The 21,463-nt window shown below is 63.2% G+C and carries 14 protein-coding genes; 6 read left to right on the top strand and 8 right to left on the bottom strand.

Annotated elements, in window-relative coordinates; genetic code table 11:
* The first annotated feature begins 48 nt into the window (after positions 1-48).
* Positions 49-2,184 carry a TonB-dependent copper receptor gene (locus RMET_RS23715; protein ID WP_035822590.1) on the top strand — a complete coding sequence of 712 codons (2,136 nt, stop codon included), beginning with the start codon at positions 49-51 and terminating at the stop codon, positions 2,182-2,184.
* A gap of 78 nt (positions 2,185-2,262) precedes the next feature.
* Here the strand turns inward: RMET_RS23715 and RMET_RS23710 are convergent, their stop codons facing one another.
* Positions 2,263-3,558 (bottom strand): O-acetylhomoserine aminocarboxypropyltransferase/cysteine synthase family protein, encoded by a 1,296-nt coding sequence (locus RMET_RS23710; protein ID WP_011519043.1) that lies wholly within the window; start codon positions 3,556-3,558, stop codon positions 2,263-2,265.
* Positions 3,559-3,969: 411 nt separating this feature from the next.
* Here RMET_RS23710 and RMET_RS23705 point away from each other — a divergent pair, with 411 nt between their 5' ends.
* Together RMET_RS23705 and RMET_RS33715 are read left to right on the top strand one after the other, a co-directional pair.
* A complete protein-coding gene (locus RMET_RS23705; RefSeq protein ID WP_029310200.1) occupies positions 3,970-7,977 on the top strand; it encodes an ATP-binding protein in 4,008 nt (1,335 codons plus the stop codon).
* A gap of 650 nt (positions 7,978-8,627) precedes the next feature.
* Entirely contained in the window at positions 8,628-8,786 is a 159-nt protein-coding gene (locus RMET_RS33715; protein WP_155877862.1) for a hypothetical protein, read from the top strand.
* Between the two features lie 35 nt (positions 8,787-8,821).
* On the opposite strand, the gene RMET_RS23700 is transcribed toward RMET_RS33715, so the two are convergent.
* From RMET_RS23700 to RMET_RS23685, 4 genes are all read right to left on the bottom strand, one after another.
* The gene (locus RMET_RS23700; RefSeq protein WP_011519040.1) at positions 8,822-9,658 is read right to left on the bottom strand and encodes a FadR/GntR family transcriptional regulator; all 837 of its coding nucleotides are present in this window, start codon (positions 9,656-9,658) and stop codon (positions 8,822-8,824) included.
* 464 nt (positions 9,659-10,122) lie between these two features.
* Complete coding sequence (locus RMET_RS23695) at positions 10,123-10,458, bottom strand: TraR/DksA family transcriptional regulator (protein ID WP_011518936.1); 336 nt, start codon at positions 10,456-10,458, stop codon at positions 10,123-10,125.
* A gap of 16 nt (positions 10,459-10,474) precedes the next feature.
* On the bottom strand, positions 10,475-11,338 hold the full coding sequence (locus RMET_RS23690; RefSeq protein ID WP_011518937.1) for a universal stress protein: 864 nt from the start codon (positions 11,336-11,338) through the stop codon (positions 10,475-10,477).
* A gap of 14 nt (positions 11,339-11,352) precedes the next feature.
* Positions 11,353-12,831, bottom strand: coding sequence for a SulP family inorganic anion transporter (locus RMET_RS23685; RefSeq protein WP_011518938.1), 1,479 nt, complete (start codon positions 12,829-12,831; stop codon positions 11,353-11,355).
* Between the two features lie 413 nt (positions 12,832-13,244).
* Here RMET_RS23685 and RMET_RS23680 point away from each other — a divergent pair, with 413 nt between their 5' ends.
* Both RMET_RS23680 and RMET_RS23675 read left to right on the top strand, forming a co-directional pair.
* Positions 13,245-13,805, top strand: a complete 561-nt coding sequence (locus RMET_RS23680; protein WP_003124096.1) for a recombinase family protein — start codon at positions 13,245-13,247, stop codon at positions 13,803-13,805.
* Between the two features lie 2 nt (positions 13,806-13,807).
* Positions 13,808-16,774: a Tn3 family transposase gene (locus RMET_RS23675; RefSeq protein WP_001138070.1), complete on the top strand. Its 2,967-nt coding sequence runs from the start codon at positions 13,808-13,810 to the stop codon at positions 16,772-16,774.
* On the opposite strand, the gene RMET_RS23670 is transcribed toward RMET_RS23675, so the two are convergent.
* The 3 genes from RMET_RS23670 to czcI all read right to left on the bottom strand — a co-directional run bounded on the left by RMET_RS23670 (position 16,771) and on the right by czcI (position 18,894).
* The gene (locus tag RMET_RS23670; RefSeq protein ID WP_029309750.1) at positions 16,771-17,112 is read right to left on the bottom strand and encodes a hypothetical protein; all 342 of its coding nucleotides are present in this window, start codon (positions 17,110-17,112) and stop codon (positions 16,771-16,773) included. The two genes, RMET_RS23675 and RMET_RS23670, sit on opposite strands and share 4 nt — an antisense overlap.
* An 11-nt stretch (positions 17,113-17,123) precedes the next feature.
* Positions 17,124-18,419 (bottom strand): TolC family protein, encoded by a 1,296-nt coding sequence (locus tag RMET_RS23665; RefSeq protein WP_011519039.1) that lies wholly within the window; start codon positions 18,417-18,419, stop codon positions 17,124-17,126.
* Positions 18,420-18,516: 97 nt separating this feature from the next.
* Positions 18,517-18,894, bottom strand: a complete 378-nt coding sequence (czcI, locus tag RMET_RS23660; RefSeq protein WP_011519038.1) for a cation efflux protein, CzcI family — start codon at positions 18,892-18,894, stop codon at positions 18,517-18,519.
* 146 nt (positions 18,895-19,040) lie between these two features.
* Between czcI and RMET_RS23655 the strand changes: the two genes are divergently transcribed.
* Complete coding sequence (locus RMET_RS23655) at positions 19,041-21,413, top strand: heavy metal translocating P-type ATPase (protein WP_029309749.1); 2,373 nt, start codon at positions 19,041-19,043, stop codon at positions 21,411-21,413.
* Positions 21,414-21,463 lie beyond the last annotated feature (50 nt).

Here is a 21,463-nt window from a genome sequence, read left to right as displayed (position 1 = left end):
TCGCTCGCGATGTCATCACGAGCGGGTGGGTGTCATTGCGCTGTTCAAATGCTTACCCCAAACAAAATCCAGCGTGCCTGCGCGCTGTCCCCGTTCGATCGCGATCGCTATTCGCATCGCGCATCGGTCCTGGTGCTGTCGCTCGTTGCCTGCGCACCCTTTGCCAGCCGTGCCGCTGAGCACACGGAACATGCCGAGCACACCAGCAACGACGCTGCGGCCGAAGTTGTCCTGCCGACTGTCGAGGTCTCCGCGAGTCCCCTCAATATCCCGATCGTGGTCGTGACGGACCCCAAGGCGCCGCGACAGCCTTTGCCCGCGAGCGACGGCGCCGATTACCTGAAAACCGTGCCCGGGTTCACCGCGATCCGCAATGGCGGCAGCAATGGCGACCCCGTCCTGCGCGGCATGTTCGGGTCCAGACTCAATATGCTGGCCAACGGTGCGCCGAGCCTGGGCGCATGTCCCGGCCGGATGGACCCGCCCACCTCGTACATCGCCCCGGAGAGCTACGACAAGGTCACCGTGATCAAGGGCCCGCAGACCGTGCTCTACGGCCCAGGCGCATCGGCCGGCACTGTGCTGTTCGAGCGCGAGGCGCCACGTTTCGACAAACCGGGCGTGCACATGGATGCGAGTCTGGTGGGCGGATCGAATGGCCGCAATGACGAGAACCTCGAAGTCACCGCCGGCACCCCGGAAGTCTACGGGCGCCTGAATGCCAACAAGTCGTACGCCCAGGACTATCGCGACGGCAACGGCAATACCGTGCCTTCGGCCTGGAGCAAGTGGAATGCTGACGCGGCGGTGGGCATCACTCCCGATGCCAACACGCTCATCGAGCTCGCCGCCAGCACCGGTGACGGCAACGCCCGATACGCCGGGCGCGGCATGGACGGCGTGCGTTTCAAGCGCGACAGTTTCCAGTTGCGCTTCAAGAAGCAGAACATCGGCGAATTCCTTCGCCGCGTCGACGCCGAGGTGTATTACAGCGATGCCGACCATCGCATGGACAACTACACCTTGCGAACACCGCCTCCCGGCAGCATGGCCATGGCTTCGGACGTGCGCCGCCGTACCGCAGGCGGTCGCATCGCCGCGACATTCGACCTCGGTGAGAACGTGCAATGGGTGGCGGGCTTCGATGCGCAGTCGAATAACCTCGATACACGCTCGGCCATGGGCGTGCTGAGCCCGTCGTCGATGCCGTGGAATCCGTCGGCGTCGCTTTCGAACTATGGTCTCTTCAGCGAACTGACCTGGGAGATCAACGACGCACGGCGCGTGGTTGCCGGGGCGCGGCTGGATCGCTCGGGCGCCACGGACGAGCGCGCCACGGTCAGTGGGTCGATGGGCATGATGAAGATGACGAATCCCACCGCGGATGAGACACGCAGTCAATTGCTGCCGAGCGGTTTCCTGCGCTACGAGCACACGCTCGCGGAAACGCCGATGACCTGGTACGCGGGACTCGGGCACACCGAGCGCTTTCCTGACTACTGGGAGCTGTTCTCGCCGAAACGTGGCCCGTCTGGGTCGACAAACGCGTTCACAGGCATTGAGCCCGAGAAGACCACCCAGCTCGACATCGGCGCCCGCTACCGCACCAAGACGCTCGACGCCTCGATTTCGGCGTACGCCGGCTACGTCAACAACTTCATCCTGTTCTCCTATGGCTCCGGCGCGACCGCGAACCTGTCGCAGGCCAGCAATGTCAACGCGCAGATCATGGGCGGTGAGATCAGCACGTTCTGGTTCCCCAGCGCGAGCTGGAAGCTGGGCGGGTCAGTCGCCTATGCCTGGGGCCGCAACGTGGACAGCGGGGCCCCGCTGCCGCAGATTCCGCCACTCGAGATGCGTCTGAGCGCCGATTACTCGTGGCGCGAGTGGTCGGTTGGCGGTTTGTGGCGTGTCGTGGCGCCGCAGCGTCGCTATGCGCTGCACGAGGGGAATGTGGTCGGTCAGGATTTTGGGCCGAGCGCTGGCTTTGGCGTGGTCTCGGTGAATGCGCAGTACAACTTCAACAAGAGCGCGCAGTTGTCGATCGGCATCGACAACCTGTTCGACAAGGCCTACACCGAGCATCTGAACCTCGCCGGCAACGCCGGCTTCGGCTACGCCGCCTCCACGCCAATCATGTCACCGGGACGGACGTTCTGGGGGCGGTTGCGCATCAAGATCTGAGGGCAGGGCGGCAAGAGTAGAAAGTGGGCGGAGAAGCGTGGCTTCCCGCCCACCAATGCCGCGCGACAGCGCCGACGGTTATACCGCCTGCAGCGCCTGGTCGATATCAGCCAGCAGGTCGTCGATGTGCTCGATGCCAACGCAGAGGCGAACCGTATCCAGTCCCACGCCCGTCTGTGCCAACTCTTCCGGGGAAAGCTGGCGATGCGTCGTGGAAGCAGGGTGCGTGGCCAGCGACCGCACATCGCCGATGTTCACCAGGCGCGTGAACAGCTGCAGCGCATCCAGGAACCGGGCACCAGCCGCCCGCCCATCGCCATCGGCGGCCTTGACACCGAACGTGAGCAGGCCCGAAGCCTTGCCATTCATGTACTTCTTGGCGAGCGCGTAGTCCTGGTTGTCCTCGAGCCCCGCGTAGTTGACCCAGCCCACCTTGGCGTGCTGGCTAAGATGCCGGGCGACCGCGAGCGTGTTGTCGTTGATCCGATCCATGCGCAGGCCAAGCGTTTCGATGCCTTGCAGGATCAGGAAGGCATTGAATGGCGATAGCGCCGCGCCCATGTTCCGCAGCGGGACCACGCGAGCCCGGCCGATGTATGCCGCGGGGCCGAAGGCTTCCGTATACGTCACGCCGTGATAGCTGGCATCCGGGGTATTGAGCTTCGGAAAGCGAGAGGGGTACTTCGCCCACGGGAACTTGCCCGAATCGACGATGGCTCCGCCAATGCTCGTGCCATGACCGCCGAGGTACTTCGTCAGCGAGTGAACGACGATATCGGCGCCATGCTCGAACGGCCGAAGGAGATAGGGCGTGGCGACGGTATTGTCGACGATGACTGGCACACCATGCCGCTTTGCGATCGCCGCAATCTTCGCGATATCCGTCACGTTACCCGCCGGATTACCGATCGACTCCACAAACACAGCCTTGGTCCGATCGTCGATTAGTGCCTCGAAGCTTTCCGGGCACCGGTGATCGGCAAACCGTGTCGTAACGCCAAACTGCGGCATGGTATGCGCCAGCAGATTGTAGGTGCCGCCGTAGAGCGCCGAGGAAGCGACGATATTGTCGCCGGCCTCGGTGATCGTCTGGATCGCCGCGGTGACCGCCGCCTGGCCGGATGCGACCGCCAGCGCCCCGACACCGCCTTCCAGCGCCGCGATCCGCTTCTCGAGCACGTCGGTCGTCGGGTTCATGATCCGGGTGTAGATATTCCCCGGCACCTTCAGATCGAACAGGTCCGCGCCATGCTGCGCATTGTCGAAGGCGTAGGCCGCCGTCTGGTAGATCGGAACTGCCACTGCCTTAGTCGTAGGGTCAGGGCTATATCCCGCGTGGACCGAACGCGTTTCGAATTTCCAGTTTTCAGACATTGATCAAGCACTCCCAGGTTTCACCAAAAGACAGCCTTCTCGCGGTGGCTTAGCACCTCCGTAGATCAGGGGCATGTTACCCGGAGAGGTGGTACCAAGGTGAAATACGAATCACTCATATGCATATGCCATGCACAGCATGTGGGTCGGGATTCAAATGGATATTGGGATTTTTCACCGCAAAACTAGGAAATTTCTGCCTCCGATTGACAGCTCCCCTGCGCAGAATTTGGCTTTATCCACCAGGCATTTAGCCACCATCGGACCCGCTTGCCAGGCCCGATCCGTGGGAACCCCGAAATCGTTTCTCACGCGCTGAATGCAAAGCCAGGGACCGACGCTTCTTCGTCGAGCACACCCACGATTTTCAATCCATTCCTTCAACCCGCTCCTCTTCCTGGGCATGACCTCATGAAAGAGACACTTCGCCACGCCGCCTCCCAATGCCGGCGCTGGACGCTGTCCGTCCTGATCCTCGGTCTGAGCCTGATGCAGCCCGCCATGGCGCTGCCGGCGAAACTGACCGTCGGCATGCTCGACAACGGCTGGCCTCCGTTCACGATGCTCAATGCCGGGCGGGCCGAAGGCATCGGCATGGATTTCCTTCATGAGGCTCTGCGCGGACACCAGATCACGTACAGCGTGAAGGGGTATCCCGACATGACGGCCCTTCTGGCGGCGTTGTGCAAGGGCGATGTGGACGTGGTGCTCAATGTTGCCATCACGCCGGCACGACGTCGGTGCCTCTCCTTCTCCGAGCCATACTTTGATGGTGATGCCGTGGTGGTCGGTCGTCCGTCCGCCGCGTTGGAAGAAGACCTGCTTGCGTCCATGCAAACCGGCCGCTTCGCGATCGAGCCCGGTTATTACATGGAGGGCATTCTGCGCCAGCGTTATCCGAAGGCGCGCATGGTGCCCATCAAGGACACGACCGATGGATTGCGCGCCATCGTGAACGGGCGGGCCGACTACTACGCCACCGTGCAGCCAGTGGCCGAGTATGCAATGGTTTCACCTGAGTTTGCGGGACTGAAGGTCCTCTCGCGCTACCGGGAGCCAACAGGAGCCATTCACTTTGCGTTTCGATCCAACGCGACGGAACTGCGTGACGCGACCGATGCCGGCCTGGCGGCGATTGATCCAGCTCGCCGCGCTGCCTTGCTGGCACACTGGATAACCTCGCAGGTGGCCTCGCCCGACAAGCCCCAGAAATTCTTCCTGACCGACGAGGAGCGTGCGTTCCTGAAGTCGTTGCCAACCTTGACGGTTGGTGTCGACGCGGGGCTCGCGCCCTACACGTACCTGGACGAGAGTGGCCGCGCCAGCGGCATAGCGATTGACTATCTGAGTTACCTTGGCGAGACCCTGGGCGTCCGCTTCCGACGCCAGCCGACGACTGACATCCAGCAGACCGTCGAGGCGCTGCATCAGGGCAAGATCGATCTGATGGCCGTAGCGGTGCCAGAGGACCCCACGCTGCGCGGCTTGCCGGTATCCCGTCCGTACTCGACGTTTCCAGTGGTGGTGGCGGGCAGAAACTCGGCCTTGCCGCTCGCACACCTGCGCGACCTCACCGGAAAGCGAGTTGTCGTCACCGACTCTGGCGGGGTTGGCGATTTCACCCGGCACGAGGTACCGGGCGTGAAGCTGGTGATCGCCCCGAATGTCCACGCCGGACTCGACATGGTGGCGCAGGGGAAAGCCGATGCTTATGTCGACGATATCGTCTCGACCGATATCGAACTGCGACGCAATTTTGCCGGCAAGCTACGCGTGATCGGTTCGGGCGAGCACATGCTCAACAGCGGCTTTGCGGTCAACCCCGCGCTAGCCGGGCGACTGCTGCCATTGATCAATCGCGCACTCTCCGTGCTACCGGAGGACCGCCGGCTGGATATCCAGAATCGCTACGCCGGCACCAGCTATGTGCTGGAAACGTCGTGGCTGAATGCGCTCTGGCGGGCGAGTCCAATCCTGATCGGGATGATGGTCATCCTCCTGATCCTGCTTCGTTCCCAGCGCCTGTACCGCAAGGAGGCTTCCATTCGTCGCGAGGCCGAACGGGAGCTTTCGACCCAGTTGCGCTTCCAGTCGACGCTGATGGATGCCATCCCCCTGCCCATTGTGGTCAGTAACAAGGACGGCCGGTATCTGCGGTTGAACGCATTCTCCGAGTGGATCACGGGGCGGTCATGGGCCGACATCGTAGGTCACACCACCACGGAAGTACATTTCTGGGGCGAGGCGAACAGCGCGCGGGTGGAGGAGGCGAGCCAGCGGGCCATCGACACAGGCAGGCTGGTGCAACTCCAGTTGCAACTGCAGGACAAGGAGGGCGTGGAGCGGCATTTCCTTCTCTATATCAAGCCCTTTGTCGGCGAAAACAATGTCGAGGGACTGATCAACACCGGCGTGGATGTGACGGAAATCCGCCAGGCGGAGCTCGAGGCGCGCGAGGCACAGGGCCGTCTGGCCGACGTCACGCGCTACCTGCCGATCATGGTGTTCCAGGCACGCCAGTCGGGCCACCTAGGCCGGGGACCGATATGGGTGAGTGGCAATACCACGGATCTGTTTGGCGTCGACGCCGAAACCCTGGCGGTCAATCCCCCCACGATCGAAGCTTGTGTGCATCCCGATGACCGGATGTCCCTGCGTCGCGCCATCGCCAGGGCGCGGCGGGAGCTTCAGGTTCTGAACCACGAAGTGCGCCTGCGCAAGCTGGAAGGGTTTCGCTGGACGCGTTTGCAGGCCGTGCCCCGTATCGAGATCGACGGCAGCGTGCTCTGGAATGGCTATTGGCGTGACACCCAGGCCGAGCATGAACGCGCGGCTGCGCTGGCCAGCGCCAAGGAATCCGCGGAGGCGGCATCCCGTGCCAAGGATAGTTTCCTGGCCATGATGAGCCATGAGATTCGCACGCCGATGAACGGCGTACTGGGGCTTGCGGAACTGCTTTCCCATACGTCCCTGACGCCGGAACAATCCGCCACGGTCGGCATGATGGGGGATTCGGCGAGCGCGTTGCTCCAGATTCTCGACGATATCCTGGACTACTCGAAGATTGAAGCCGGCCGCATTGACATTGAATCCCGGCCATTGGATATCCGCGAGCTTTGCGATTGCACCATCGGTGTGCTGGCGACACGCGCGCATGAGAAAGGCCTGCATCTGCGGCTGCATGTGGGGGCGGATGTTGCCGCCGTGGTACTAGGCGACAGCGTGCGCCTGCGCCAGGTCCTGTTTAACCTGCTCAGCAACGCCATCAAGTTCACCGAAAGCGGCATGGTGTCGGTGTCCGCCGAGGTGGTACAGGAAACGGAGACCGCGCAAACCCTCCGGTGGCGCGTGACCGATACCGGTATCGGCATCGAGCCGCAGAACCAGAGCCGGCTGTTCGATCCTTTCGTGCAGGCCGACACGTCGACCACGCGCCGTTTCGGCGGCACGGGCCTTGGCCTGGCAATCTGCCGGCGTCTGGTGCAGTTGATGGGTGGGCGCATCACACTGAAGAGCGAGCCCGGCATCGGCACCCAGGTCGAGGTCGAGTTGAGCCTCCCGGTCAAGGAAAGACGCTATTCAAAGCCGCCGCTGGCGGGCATCCAGTTCGGGGTCCGCTTGCGGGATTGCGCGGTGGGCCAAGCGCTGACGGACTTCCTGTCTGCCGCTGGCGCGACCAACTCTGCAAGCCAGGACGAGCGTGACAAGCCGCAGATGCTGTTCCTCAACGACGGCGAGTATGCGCCGCCGTCGCCGGTCGGGCAGGCCAGCCCCATCGTCGTGCATGTCACGGAAAAACCCAAACTGGCGGGCTACCGGCTGACAGAATCCGATGTCCGCCTGAGCAGCAATCCCGTGAGCTGGCGCGCGATCAACGCGGTGACGGTCGCCGCCATGCAGGGCCGGGCGCACACTGTCGCTACCCATGCGCAGGCCAAGCCGAAGCCTGCTGCGCACGCAGTGACGCGAGAACAGGCGCTGGCATCCGGCAGGTTGATCCTGGTGGCGGAAGACCACGAAACCAATCGTATCCTGCTGCAGCATCAGCTAAAGCTGCTCGGTTATGCCTGCGATGCCGTGGTCGACGGGCAGCAGGCACTCGAGGCCGCCGAGAAGACGGCCTACGCGATGCTGATCACGGATTGCCACATGCCGAACGTCAACGGCTATGAACTGGCAAGACAGCTTCGCGCCCGCGAAGCCGAAGCCAAAACGGAAGCCGGAACGGACGCCCATCGCCTCCCGATCGTCGCAATCACGGCCAGCACCGAAGCCGAAGAAGTCCAGCGCTGCAGAGAGGCCGGGATCGACGAATGCATGTTCAAGCCGACACAGCTCAATGCCTTGCGCGCGTGTCTCCAGAGATGGAACCCGGACAATCAGGACGCCGACGGGCGCAAGGGGTCCGGCAAGGCCTGAAAGTAGCTGGGTTACGGCGGCTGCATGTCGCTCCCCGGAGGCGCCGGTGAACCGGCGCGGCAGCGCCACGATCGATCAACGCCACGCGGTCTACTGCCTCTGTCGTGGTGCATCAGTTTGCGCAGACGGAGCCGGGCTGGGCGCTGGCGACTCGTAGACGTCGGAGGCCGGCACGTTCATGCGTGGTGGCGCGGGGGCAGGGGGCATGGCGTGATTGCGTTGCGGAGCATTGCACCCGGCGATCAGACCCGCCGCAACGGCTCCGAGGCTCCATCGCACCAATGGAAGAAATTCCATGCCTGCCTCCTCCTTGTCAGACTCGTGCTACCAGCATAGTCATTTTCCGGCGATGAGGCTGGCCCCATCGCCGGCGTGGGCTCACATGAAGCAAGAACGCAAGAACGCAAGAAATTGCCTAAAGTATCCAGCATGGCTGCCGTTGATGGATAAACAACGATCCACGTTCGGGGGTGATCATGCAGGGGACAAGGCTATCTTTGTTGCTCGCCTTGATGGGCTCGATCTCTTTGGCTGGACCAGCGTGGGGTGGCACCATCCAGTTTCGCGGCGCGATCACGGAACCTTCATGCCAGATGACCCAGGTCGGCCAGTCGCGAGGGATATCGGCCACGTGTAGCGAGGCCGGAAGGATGATGACCCGAACGCTGAGCGATGTCCGCGAACTGCCTCGCGATACGCGTATCGGCCCCAACCGGCTAAACGTAACAGCGGTATTCGGCGCCAGCGCCAGCACCAGCACGACCGATACCCGGCCAGCCGGCTACATCGTCACCATCACCTATCTGTAGGACGCCAGAGCATCGTGCACGACCGACGAGGCTGATCAAGCCTTGTCGGCCGTCTCACTCGGTTTCAGCCATGTCCGCCGAGTCATCTCGGAATCCAGGACCAGCCTGCCATGCACACGGCCGTTCATGCGCGTAACGTAATGCGTGCACTCTTCCATGTGCGCCGACATCAGCGAGCGCACCGCCTCCGCATCGCGCGCGCGCGCAGCCGCCACGATCCGCCGGTGGAACACCACGTTGGCGGCCCCGAAACGTTCGTGCTCGCACGCCGGAGTCTCGTTGCCGAACACGACTAGCTGGCGAATCATCTCGTTGATGAGTTCGCAGCAAAAACGCAGCATCGGATTCGGGTTCGCCGCGGCCAGGATGTCGTGGAAGGTCAGGTCCTCCTGTCGCTGGTCCAGCATCTTGGTGCCGGCGGCAGCCTGTGACGCCGGGTCGCACAAGTCGATCGTGCGCTCGAGCGCCAGAAAATCATCCTCGGTCAAATGCGGAATCGCGCCGGCGGCCAGCTCGGGCTCCAGGAGCCGGCGGACCGTGTAGACATCGGCAATGCCAACGTCCTTGAAGAAAAGATAGTTCTGCATGAGCTGGAAGGTGCGGTCCAGCGGTACTTCAACGATCGTGGCACCGCCCGAGGGCCCGGTGCTGACACTGATCAGCCCCTGGACTTCCAACGACTTCAGCGCCTCCCGAATCGTGCTCTTGCTGACCGAGAACATCTGCTGAAGCTTGATCTCGTGAGGCAGCTTGTCGCCAGGCTTGAGGTTGCGCTGGGTAATCAGCCGCTTCAGTTCTTCAGCCACGAGGTCCGCACGTTTTTGCTTGCGGATTCCAATGGCACCTTCCTTCGCTTCGCGGAACATCGACATTGCGCAATCCTTCACGTTTGCTGGACCTGCATGCCTCGCCCAGTCGATCACTGGGCGCCATTCTATCCATCTGGGGCCTGGCTGCGGCATCCGGACGAAAGGGCGCGCCAGCCTGGTCCGACGAGGACCCTCGTCGAAAGAGCGGGGCTGCGTAAACCCTGACCCCGCATTCATTGACAAGGCGTTTTCCAGCCTCCTAAGATGATTCTATTCTATTTATGATGATAAATAGGATAAATGCAATCGACCTGCCTCTCGCTGCGTCGCGCCAGGAGGCGGAATAAAGCTGGACGGGGCAAGGTGCCACATACGGCGCCCAACGCTTCGCCTCAACACGATCCCCACCTAACGAGGAGTGAGCCGTGAACCGTCGTGATTTGCTGAAGTTGGGGTCGCCTCAGAAAACGGAAAATAAAGCACGTTAAGGCAAAACGGCTCCGCCGTTGGGCATCAATACGGCTTTGTCATTGACGCGCTGTCGCGCATTCCTGGCAGAACACAACAGCAGGATCGGCGTTCAACAGTTCCGGCTCCAAATCACTGTGACAGGCGCAGCACAGCCCATAGGTGCCAGAGTCGAGGCGGGCCAGCGCAGCTTCGACCTTGCGCTTGCGAATGGTCAGCCGCTCCCGCAATCCTTGGGCAAGAGCCTGTTGTTGGAGGGCGTCGATACGCGACACCCTACCGACACAGGATTGATCCAGCTCGACCGGCGCGGCGGACTGTTGAGCCTGCTGGATTGCCTCAACGGTTTCCCTTTGCTCGATCAGCAGTCGAGCGCGGAACTGTTCCATGTCCATTGAGGCGACTCCTTCGCTATCGCAGTAGAAGCGTGGGGATGGTCGAGGAACGCAGCAGGTCAGCGGTCTTGCTGCCGAACATCAAAGTGCGCAGCGGCGAGTGACCGAATGCGCCCATGATGAGCATGTCGATGGACTGCTCCTTGACCGTCTTGGCGATGATGCTTTCCGCATCGCCGGGGATCAGTGAGGCGGTGACGTCGAAGCCAGCCGATTCCAAGGTGGTCTTGGCCCAATCAAGCTGCTTGGGTGCATCCTGGCTTTTCTTCCCCGACATCAGCAGGATGATAGGCAAACCTCGGAACAGCGGGCTGCCAGCGACCATTTCGACGCCACGCCGGGTCACGACACCGCCGTCGAAGGCGATCATCACGCGCTGCGGCTCTTTGAAGCCTTCGGTCACGGTCAGGATCGGTTTGTGCAGCGAACGTACCACCCGCTCCACATTGCGGCCCAAGTCGCGCTGTGTGGCTTCTGCGGCTTCGCCACGGCGTCCGAGTATCAGCAGGCGCACGCCGTCTTCCTGTTCGGCCAGCGTTGCTTCAAGTTCGCCGTGCCGCTGGCGAACATCGACCAGCGCGGCACCGGCAGCGGTGGCCCGTTCGCGCAGTCGGTTCAGGAAGATGCGGCCTTGCTCGCGAGCATTCTTGGTGCGGGCCTCGTCTTCGGCGGTGAGCTTGGTCAGCAGATTTTCCTGGGCGTCAATGCCGATGGCACCGCTGTGATCTTCGCCCGATCCCTGCTCGGGGTGGCGGTCGATGACGTGCAGAAACTCCAGCGGCGCGTCCATTCGGCGAGCGGCCCATGCGGCGTAGTCGGCCACGTAATCGGCGAAGTGGGATTGATCCACGCAGGCCAGCACTTTGTTTTCGTTCTTCATGATCCTGTTTCCTCTCAGTGGCCCATCAGCATGTCTTCGGCACCGTCTTTGTCATGCACGGCGAACTTGTCCACCATTGTGGCGCTGGCCTCGTTCAAGCCGATGACTTCGACCTCGGTGGCTTCACGGCGGAACTTGATGACCACCTTGTCTAAGGCGCTAACAGCGGTGATGTCCCAGAAGTGGGCGCGACTTACGTCAATGCGCACTTTCTCGATGACTTCCTTGTAGTCGAAGGTATTGATGAAGCGATCCGCCGAGGCAAAGAACACTTGGCCGGTAATGGTGTAGGTGCGCACGCGGCCTTCGTCCTCGGTGCGAGAGGTGACGCGCAGAATCTGGCCCACCTTGTGCGCGAAGAAGAAGCCCGACAGCAGCACTCCGATTAGCACGCCCTTGGCCAAGTCGTGGGTGCCAACCGTCACTACCACGGTGGCCAGCATCACCATGCTGGAACTTTTTGGGTGCTCGCGCAGATTGCGGATCGAGGCCCAGTTGAAGGTGCCGATAGACACCATGATCATCACCGCGACCAGTGCGGCCATCGGAATGCGGGCCACCCAGTCACCGATAAACACCACCATCAGCAGCAGAAACACGCCAGCGGCCAGCGTGGAGAGTCGGCCACGACCGCCGGATTTTACGTTGATGACCGACTGGCCAATCATGGCGCAACCTGCCATGCCGCCGAGGAAGCCGGTAGCAATGTTTGCCACACCTTGACCCACGCATTCGCGGTTCTTGTTGCTGTTGGAGTCGGTCAGGTCATCGACGATGGAAGCCGTCATCATGGATTCCAGCAAGCCGACGACCGCCAAGGTGGCCGAGACAGGGAAGATGATCTTGAGCGTTTCGAGGTTCAGCGGCACATCAGGCAGCAGGAACACCGGCAGACTGTCAGGCAGTTTGCCCATGTCGCCCACAGTGCGAATGTCGAGGCCGAGGAAGATCGCCACTCCGGTCAACACGACGATGGCAACCAGCGGCGACGGCACGGCCTTGGTGATGTAGGGAAAGCCGTAGATGATGCCGAGACCTGCCGCCGTCATGGCATAAACGTGCCACGTCACATTGGTCAGCTCGGGCAACTGCGCCATGAAGATCAGGATGGCCAGCGCATTGACGAAGCCGGTGATGACCGAGCGAGAGACAAAGCGCATCAATGCGCCCAGCTTGAGCCACCCCGCGAGAATTTGCAGTACGCCGGTCAACACGGTGGCAGCCAGCAGATATTGCAGGCCGTGGTCTTTGACCAAGGTCACCATCAGCAGCGCCATTGCACCTGTGGCCGCAGACACCATGCCAGGGCGACCACCGGCAAAGGCAATGATCGCGGCAATGCTGAATGAGGCGTAAAGACCGACCTTCGGATCAACGCCCGCAATGATCGAGAAGGCGATTGCCTCGGGGATGAGCGCTAGCGCGACGACGATGCCCGCTAGTAAGTCGTTTCGGACATTGGAAAGCCAGTCCTGGCGTAAGGATTTCATCATTCTTCTATTCCGTTGTGGTTGCCAGCCAGTGGTGGCAGTTGGGGCGAACGCAAGCGCGTCTTCCCGGCCAGCGGAATAGAGAACGAACCCCGAGTAATCCAGGGCCAGCAAGACGCAGTGAATCGGACGTGCAGCCTCGTGCGAGCGTGGTGTGTATTGAAGCTGGCTCGCAGCGAGAAAGAGGCTTACACGGGTAGGAACTCCGATAGTTGGCTTGCTGATTCTTTGGGAAAAGGCATTTTACCTTCTTTGCGGCGGCGCAACAATAATAATGTCAGTCTGAGCTATACCCTAACTTGGCGTCAGACCATCCGGCGCTAAATCGTCAGAATAGAGTTGCCTTCCGAATTGATTGACATACGCCGTCAAGGGTCATAGATTTCTTCCTGACACATTTCCCTCAGGAGGATACCTTGCACGGTCAGCGCATCGGTTACGTCCGCGTCAGCAGCTTCGACCAGAACCCAGAACGGCAGCTCGAACAGATCCAGGTGGATAAAGTGTTCACCGACAAGGCGTCGGGCAAGGACACACGGCGGCCCGAACTGGAACGGCTGCTCGCCTTCGTGCGCGAAGGCGACACGGTCGTGGTGCACAGCATGGATCGTCTGGCGCGCAACCTCGACGACCTGCGCCGCCTGGTGCAGGGCCTCACCCAGCGCGGCGTACGCATCGAGTTCCTTAAGGAGCATTTGACCTTCACCGGCGAGGACTCGCCGATGGCGAACCTGATGCTGTCGGTAATGGGCGCGTTCGCCGAGTTCGAACGCGCCTTGATCCGCGAGCGGCAGCGCGAGGGCATCGCGCTCGCCAAGCAGCGCGGGGCCTACCGTGGCAGGAAGAAATCCCTGTCGTCTGAGCGTATTGCCGAACTGCGCCAACGTGTCGAGGCTGGCGAGCAAAAGACCAAGCTGGCTCGTGAATTCGGAATCAGTCGCGAAACCCTGTATCAATACTTGAGAACGGATCAGTAAATATGCCACGTCGTTCAATCCTGTCCGCCGCCGAGCGCGAAAGCCTGCTGGCGTTGCCGGACACCAAGGATGAGTTGATCCGTCACTACACGTTCAGCGAAACCGACCTCTCCATCATCCGGCAGCGGCGCGGCCCGGCCAACCGGCTGGGCTTCGCCGTGCAGCTCTGTTACCTGCGCTTTCCTGGTGTCATCCTGGGCGTCGATGAGCCGCCGTTTCCGCCCTTGTTGAAACTGGTCGCCGACCAGCTCAAGGTCAGCGTCGAAAGCTGGGACGAATACGGGCAGCGGGAGCAGACCCGGCGCGAGCACCTGGTCGAACTGCAAACGGTGTTCGGCTTCCAGCCCTTTACCATGGGCCACTACCGGCAGGCCGTCCAGTTGCTGACCGAGATGGCCTTGCAGACCGACAAGGGCATCGTGCTGGCCAGCACCTTGATCGAGCACCTGCGGCAGCAGTCGGTCATTCTGCCTGCCCTCAACGCCGTCGAGCGGGCGAGCGCCGAAGCAATCACCCGCGCCAACCGGCGCATCTACGATGCCTTGGCCGAACCGCTGTCGGACGCGCATCGCCGCCGCCTCGACGATCTGCTCAAGCGTCGGGACAACGGCAAAACGACCTGGCTGGCCTGGCTGCGCCAATCGCCCGTCAAACCGAATTCGCGGCACATGCTGGAACACATCGAACGCCTCAAAGCGTGGCAGGCGCTCGACCTGCCTTCTGGCATCGAGCGGTCGGTGCACCAGAACCGCCTGCTCAAGATCGCCCGTGAGGGTGGCCAGATGACGCCCGCCGACCTGGCCAAGTTCGAGGCGCAGCGACGCTATGCCACCCTGGTGGCGCTTGCCATCGAGGGCATGGCCACCGTCACCGACGAAATCATCGACCTGCACGACCGCATCCTGGGCAAGCTGTTCAACGCCGCCAAGAACAAGCATCAGCAGCAATTCCAGGCGTCCGGCAAGGCGATCAACGCCAAGGTGCGGCTGTTCGGCCGCATCGGCCAGGCGCTGATCGAGGCCAAGCAGGCGGGCCGCGATCCGTTCGCCGCCATCGAGGCCGTCATGTCCTGGGATGCCTTCGCCGAGAGCGTCACCGAAGCGCAGAAGCTTGCGCAGCCCGAGGACTTCGATTTCCTGCACCGCATCGGCGAAAGCTACGCCACGCTGCGCCGCTACGCGCCGGAATTCCTTGCCGTGCTCAAGCTGCGGGCCGCTCCCGCCGCGAAGGACGTGCTCGACGCCATCGAGGTGCTGCGCGGCATGAACAGCGACAACGCCCGCAAGGTGCCCGCCGACGCGCCGACCGAGTTCATCAAGCCGCGCTGGCAGAAGCTGGTCATGACCGACACCGGCATCGACCGGCGCTACTACGAACTGTGCGCGCTGTCGGAGATGAAGAACGCGTTGCGTTCCGGCGACATCTGGGTGCAGGGGTCGCGCCAGTTCAAGGACTTCGAGGACTACCTGGTGCCGCCCGCGAAATTCGCCAGCCTCAAGCAGGCCAGCGAATTGCCGCTGGCCGTGGCCACCGACTGCAACCGGTACCTGAACGACCGGCTGACGCTGCTGGAAACACAGCTTGCCACCGTCAACCGTATGGCGACGGCCAACGAGCTGCCGGACGCCATCATCACCGAGTCAGGCTTGAAGATCACGCCGCTCGACGCGGCGGTACCCGACACCGCCCAAGCGCTGATCGACCAGACGGCAATGATCCTGCCGCACGTCAAGATCACCGAACTGCTGCTGGAGGTGGACGAATGGACGGGCTTCACTCGGCATTTCGCGCATCTGAAATCGGGCGACCCGGCCAAAGACAAGAACCTGTTGCTGACCACGATCCTCGCCGACGCGATCAACCTGGGCCTGACCAAGATGGCGGAGTCTTGCCCCGGCACGACCTACGCCAAGCTGGCTTGGCTGCAAGCCTGGCACATCCGCGACGAAACCTACGGGGCGGCGCTGGCCGATCTGGTCAACGCACAGTTCCGCCATCCCTTCGCCGAGCACTGGGGCGACGGCACCACCTCATCGTCGGACGGCCAGAACTTCCGCACCGGCAGCAAGGCCGAGAGCACCGGCCACATCAACCCGAAATACGGGAGCAGCCCAGGGCGGACGTTCTACACCCACATTTCTGACCAGTACGCGCCATTTCACACCAAGGTCGTGAACGTCGGCGTGCGCGATTCGACCTACGTGCTCGACGGCCTGCTGTACCACGAGTCCGACTTGCGGATCGAGGAGCATTACACCGACACGGCGGGCTTCACCGATCACGTCTTCGCCCTGATGCACCTCCTGGGCTTCCGCTTCGCGCCGCGCATCCGCGACCTGGGCGACACCAAGCTCTACATCCCGAAGGGCGACGCCGCCTATGACGCGCTGAAACCCATGATCGGCGGCACGCTCAACATCAAGCACGTCCGCGCCCATTGGGACGAAATCCTGCGGCTGGCCACCTCGATCAAGCAGGGCACGGTGACGGCCTCCCTGATGCTCCGAAAGCTCGGCAGCTACCCACGCCAGAACGGCCTGGCCGTGGCGCTCCGCGAGCTGGGCCGCATCGAGCGCACGCTGTTCATCCTGGACTGGCTGCAAAGCGTGGAACTGCGCCGCCGCGTGCATGCCGGCCTGAACAAGGGCGAGGCGCGCAATGCGCTGGCCAGGGCAGTGTTTTTCAACCGCCTGGGTGAAATCCGCGACCGCAGTTTCGAGCAGCAGCGCTACCGGGCTAGCGGCCTCAATCTGGTAACGGCTGCCGTCGTGTTGTGGAACACGGTCTATCTGGAACGGGCTGCGCACGCGCTGCGTGGCAACGGCCATGCCGTTGATGACGCGCTGTTGCAGTACCTGTCGCCGCTCGGTTGGGAGCACATCAACCTCACCGGCGATTACCTCTGGCGCAGCAGCGCCAAGATCGGCGCGGGCAAGTTCAGGCCGCTACGACCGCTGCAACCGGCTTAGCGTGCTTTATTTTCCGTTTTCTGAGGCGACCCCAACTTGATTTCGCCGGGGAATTCCACCGCGCTGCGGATGCGGCCCGGGCCGGCGGCGCGGATGTCCAGATTGGCGTTGCGGATCTGTTCCGGCGTCAGTTCGATCAGTCCGGGCGGCTCTTCGGCTTGTTGCGGCGTCTTCGCGGATTCAGCCGAAGCGTTCGACGCGGGCTGGCCGTGCGCGGCTTCGCCCTCCTCGTGCGCGTGGTCGTCGCCACGGCCGGAGAGCAGCAGGGCAAGCGCGGCGATCAGGCCGGCGATCACGATGCCAGCGATGGTGATGGCCTGTTTTCGAGTCAAGGTCATGTTGGTTCCTGTCAGCGGCCGAGGATGCGGTCGATCGTGGTAGCGGCTTGCCAGCTATTGGCGACCACACCGAGGTAGCGGATGCGTGCCTGGAACAGCGTGCGCTGGGCATCCAGGACTTCGAGGTAATTGAACTTGCCGGCTTCAAAGCCTTGCGACGCGGCCTGGTAGGCGCGCTCGGCGGCTGGCAGCACGGTTTCGCGCAGGCTCAGCGCCGAGGAACGGGAGACTTCGAGTTGGCTCGAGGCCTGTTGCAGGTCGTGATCCAACCGAAGGCGTGTTGCGCGGAGTTCGTCGGCGGCCTTGTCGGCCTGACGGATGGCTGTGTACAGATTGCCTTGGTTGCGGTCGAACAGCGGCAGCGGAATGGCGACGCCCAGCACGGGGTAGGTGCCGCGCTCCGGCGAACTGTTGTCGCGCTTGGCGCCGACGCTCACCGTCACGTCCGGGTACTGACGACTGCGCTGGACGTTGATTTCGGCCTGCCGGCGATCGAGTTCCCGCTCGCTGGCTAGCAGCGCGGGGGCGCCGTCGAGCGATTGGCGCAGCATTGTTGCCTGAGGGCGGGCGGGCAACGCATCGAGGTTGCCATCGGCCTCGGTGAAGCGTGGCGACGGATTGCCCCATAGCGTGGCGAGCGACTGCCGTGCCGCCACCAGTGCGGCGTCGGCCTCGGAGCGTTCAATCTGCGCGTTGGCCAGTTCGACCTGTGCCTTGGTTTCCTCGACTGGCGAGATCTTGCCAGCCGCCACGCGCCGCGCCGCGGCGTTCGCACCGCGCGTGGCGATGTCGACCGAACCGGCCGCAAGCCGCACGCGCTCCTGCGCGACCAGCACGTTGAAGAACGCGCCGATCACGCTGGCCCGCAGGTCGGCCTGCGTGGTGCCAAGCTGTGCCTGGGCCACGTCGCGCGCGCGGTTTGCGGCGCCAATCCGCGCGCTGCGCTTGCCGCCCAGTTCGATTGGAAGGTTGACCTGGCCAGTGGTGGCGCGTGTGGCGGCGCGGGTGTCTTCCATCTGCACGGCGATCTCGGGGTTCGGGATCACACGTGCCTGTGTGATGCCGCCTTCGGTCGAATCGAGTTCGATGCGGGCGGCGGACAGCGTCGGGTTCTGCGCGGTGGCCAGCGCCAGCGCGGCTTCCAGCGTCAAGGCGCTGGGCGGTTCCTGAGCAGGTACTTGGACCCATACCGGGGCCGGTGCAGGGGCCGCCGTGCCCTGCGCCGATGCGACAGGACTGACGATGGGGCCCAGCGACAGGCAAAGGAGCACGGCCGCCAGACCGGGCGGCGAAAGGAAGTTTCTCATCGAGTTTCACCAATGCAAACGGGAGAAAATCGGCGAGACGACAAGCGCGCCGTTCAGGGGCGCGTGGATTGGAAAGGGGCTCTCCGCGTCTCGCCGGCTAGGCGAGACGGGACCACTGAGGGCGGTCCGGAACGGGGGAGGGGATTGAGCCGAACGCGCTGGCGCGTGGCTGATAGTGCACAGTGACGAACGGGTAGTCCCCGGTCATCGCCAACTCGGAGAACAGGCCGTGCGAGCCCGGGAAATGACAGGCATTGCAGTCACCGTCCGGGAGCTTGGCCGATTTGCTGTCTTTCGCGTCTTGCGCTTGCCGGTCGCCGTCGGCGGCTTTGTGCTCGTGCGTGTGGTGGCCAAAGTGCCACTGCCTCGCATCGACCGAGGTCGCCTTCTCGTGCGCGCAATAGGCCGCCGCGCCGGCCCAGGCGAACTGGAGCGGCAGCAATATTGCGAGAAATACAAGCAGTAGGCGGCGCATGGGGGGCGATTATAGGCGTTTAGCGAGCGGGCAAACATTACGTTCATGTCATGTTTGCGCCGCTCCAAAGATTTCCGGCAGGCGCTTGACCCTGTAGCGACTAAAGGGTCTTCAATGGCAGGGAACAAGAATCAATGGAATTTGACATGGCTCGCACCACCCCTGATAACGTCCTGCCGTCATCCTCGGCCGCGCACGGTCGCGGGCATGACCACGATCATCCGCATTCCCGCGACCACAGTCACGACCACAGTCACGAGCACGGTCATGGCCACAAGCATGATCACGATCATGCACATGAAGCGGCGCCCGAAGCGGCGCAGCCCAATGCGTGCTGCGGCTCGGCCTGCGGCGCATCGGTTTCGGTGAGCACGCCGGTTGCCGCCCCGGCTGGCACCCGTGCGGCGGCCTATCGCATCGAGGCGATGGATTGCCCGACCGAGGAGACGCTGATCCGCAACAAGATCGGCGGCATGGCTGGCGTGGCGGCGCTCGATTTCAACCTGATGCAGCGCGTGCTGACGGTTCACCACACGCTCGACTCACTGGACCCAGTGGTCAAGGCGATCGATTCACTCGGGATGAAGGCCGAACCGCTGTCCGACTCGGGCGCGAAGGCCGCCATCGCCGAGCCCGGCAAACCGTGGTGGCCGCTGGCGGCTGCCGGTGCGCTGGCCGTGGGCGCCGAGGTGGCCGAGTGGTTCCAGATTGCCACGCCGTACCTGCCCGCCGTGCTGGCGCTGGCCACCGTGCTGTTCGCCGGTCTTGGCGTCTATCGCAAGGGCTGGATCGCAGTGCGCAATGGCAATCTGAACATCAACGCATTGATGAGCATCGCCGTCACGGGCGCGATGCTGATCGGCCAATGGCCTGAGGCGGCCATGGTGATGGTGCTGTTCGCGCTGGCCGAGCGGATCGAGGCAGCCTCGCTGGATCGCGCGCGCAATGCTGTGCGCGGGCTAATGGCGATGGCGCCGGAGCAGGCCACCGTGCGTCAGGCCGATGGAAGCTGGCAGCCGGTGGACGCGCGTCAGGTGCCCCTTGGCGCTACGGTGCGGTTGCGCCCTGGTGAACGTGTGGCACTCGACGGCCGCGTCCTGAAGGGGCAGTCGGCACTGGATCAGGCCCCGATCACGGGCGAGAGCGTTCCGGTCGACAAGTCCGTGGGAGACAGCCTCTTCGCCGGTTCGATCAACCAATCCGGCGAACTCGAGTACGAGGTGACCGCGCCCGCCGATGATTCGACGCTGGCCCGCATCATCCACGCCGTGGAAGCCGCGCAGGGCAGCCGTGCGCCCACGCAGCGCTTTGTCGACCAGTTCGCGCGCATCTACACGCCGGTGGTCTTTGCGATTGCGCTCGCAGTCGCAGTGATCCCGCCGCTGTTCATGGGCGAAGCCTGGCTTGCCTGGATCTACAAGGCACTGGTGCTGCTGGTGATTGCCTGCCCTTGCGCCCTCGTGATCTCGACCCCGGTCACTATCGTCAGCGGACTGGCCGCTGCGGCGCGGCGCGGCATCCTGATCAAGGGCGGCGTCTACCTGGAGCAGGGGCGCCAACTGTCCTGGCTGGCGCTCGACAAGACGGGCACGCTGACGCATGGCAAGCCCGCGCAGACCGATATGGCGCAACTCGTCGACGACGTGCCAGAAGCTCGGGCGATTGCCGCAAGTATCGCGGCGCGTTCCGACCACCCCGTCTCGCTCGCGGTGGCCCGCGCGGCCGAAACCGATGGCGTGGCGCGTTTCGAGGTACAGGATTTCGCGGCGCTGCCGGGCCAGGGCGTGCGTGGCACCGTCAACGGTGTGGCGTACTGCCTTGGCAACCATCGCCTGATTCACGATCTCGGCGCCTGCTCTCCTGCGCTCGAAGCCCGGCTCGAGGCCATCGAGCGGCAAGGCAAGACCATCGTTTTGCTGGCCGCGATGGACACTGCAGTGCCGCGCGCGCTGATGCTGTTCGGTGTGGCCGACACGGTGCGCGAAACCAGCCGCCAGGCCATCGAGCAACTACATGAACTCGGCGTGAAGACGTTGATGCTCTCCGGCGACAATCCGCACACGGCCCAGACCATCGGGGCGCTTGTCGGTATCGATGAAGTACGTGGCAATCAGTTGCCGCAGGACAAGGCCGATGCGATCGCCGCGCTGACCGATCAGGCGCACACCCACGCCGGCCGCGTCGGCATGGTCGGTGACGGTATCAACGATGCGCCGGCACTGGCGCGGGCGGATATTGGTTTCGCGATGGGCGCGGCCGGTACGGATACGGCCATCGAGACTGCGGACGTGGCGCTGATGGACGACGACCTGCGCAAGATTCCGGCGTTCGTGCGGCTGTCGCGCCAGACTTCGACCATCCTGAAGCAGAACATCACGCTCGCGCTGGGGATCAAGGCCGTGTTCCTGGTCCTGACCCTGATGGGCATGGGCACGATGTGGATGGCCGTGTTTGCCGATATGGGTGCGAGCCTGCTGGTGGTATTCAACGGGCTGAGGCTGACGCGCAAGGCCGTTTGACGGCCTGTGGCTGAGTCGAGGATCGCGCTCCCCTGCATGGGGAGCGCGAG

The sequence above is a fragment of the Cupriavidus metallidurans CH34 genome, from assembly GCF_000196015.1.
In the GTDB taxonomy this organism is placed as follows: Bacteria; Pseudomonadota; Gammaproteobacteria; order Burkholderiales; family Burkholderiaceae; genus Cupriavidus; species Cupriavidus metallidurans.
This window is presented reverse-complemented; position numbering and strand designations above follow the sequence as displayed.

Excerpts from the sequence above, each read along its gene's own strand:
- RMET_RS23715 (WP_035822590.1), top strand. The coding sequence starts at position 49 with ATGCTTACCCCAAACAAAATCCAGCGTGCCTGCGCGCTGTCCCCGTTC.
- RMET_RS23710 (WP_011519043.1), bottom strand. The coding sequence starts at position 3,558 with ATGTCTGAAAACTGGAAATTCGAAACGCGTTCGGTCCACGCGGGATAT.
- RMET_RS23705 (WP_029310200.1), top strand. The coding sequence starts at position 3,970 with ATGAAAGAGACACTTCGCCACGCCGCCTCCCAATGCCGGCGCTGGACG.
- RMET_RS33715 (WP_155877862.1), top strand. The coding sequence starts at position 8,628 with ATGATGACCCGAACGCTGAGCGATGTCCGCGAACTGCCTCGCGATACG.
- RMET_RS23700 (WP_011519040.1), bottom strand. The coding sequence starts at position 9,658 with ATGTCGATGTTCCGCGAAGCGAAGGAAGGTGCCATTGGAATCCGCAAG.
- RMET_RS23695 (WP_011518936.1), bottom strand. The coding sequence starts at position 10,458 with ATGGACATGGAACAGTTCCGCGCTCGACTGCTGATCGAGCAAAGGGAA.
- RMET_RS23690 (WP_011518937.1), bottom strand. The coding sequence starts at position 11,338 with ATGAAGAACGAAAACAAAGTGCTGGCCTGCGTGGATCAATCCCACTTC.
- RMET_RS23685 (WP_011518938.1), bottom strand. The coding sequence starts at position 12,831 with ATGATGAAATCCTTACGCCAGGACTGGCTTTCCAATGTCCGAAACGAC.
- RMET_RS23675 (WP_001138070.1), top strand. The coding sequence starts at position 13,808 with ATGCCACGTCGTTCAATCCTGTCCGCCGCCGAGCGCGAAAGCCTGCTG.
- RMET_RS23670 (WP_029309750.1), bottom strand. The coding sequence starts at position 17,112 with ATGACCTTGACTCGAAAACAGGCCATCACCATCGCTGGCATCGTGATC.
- RMET_RS23665 (WP_011519039.1), bottom strand. The coding sequence starts at position 18,419 with ATGAGAAACTTCCTTTCGCCGCCCGGTCTGGCGGCCGTGCTCCTTTGC.
- czcI (WP_011519038.1), bottom strand. The coding sequence starts at position 18,894 with ATGCGCCGCCTACTGCTTGTATTTCTCGCAATATTGCTGCCGCTCCAG.
- RMET_RS23655 (WP_029309749.1), top strand. The coding sequence starts at position 19,041 with ATGGCTCGCACCACCCCTGATAACGTCCTGCCGTCATCCTCGGCCGCG.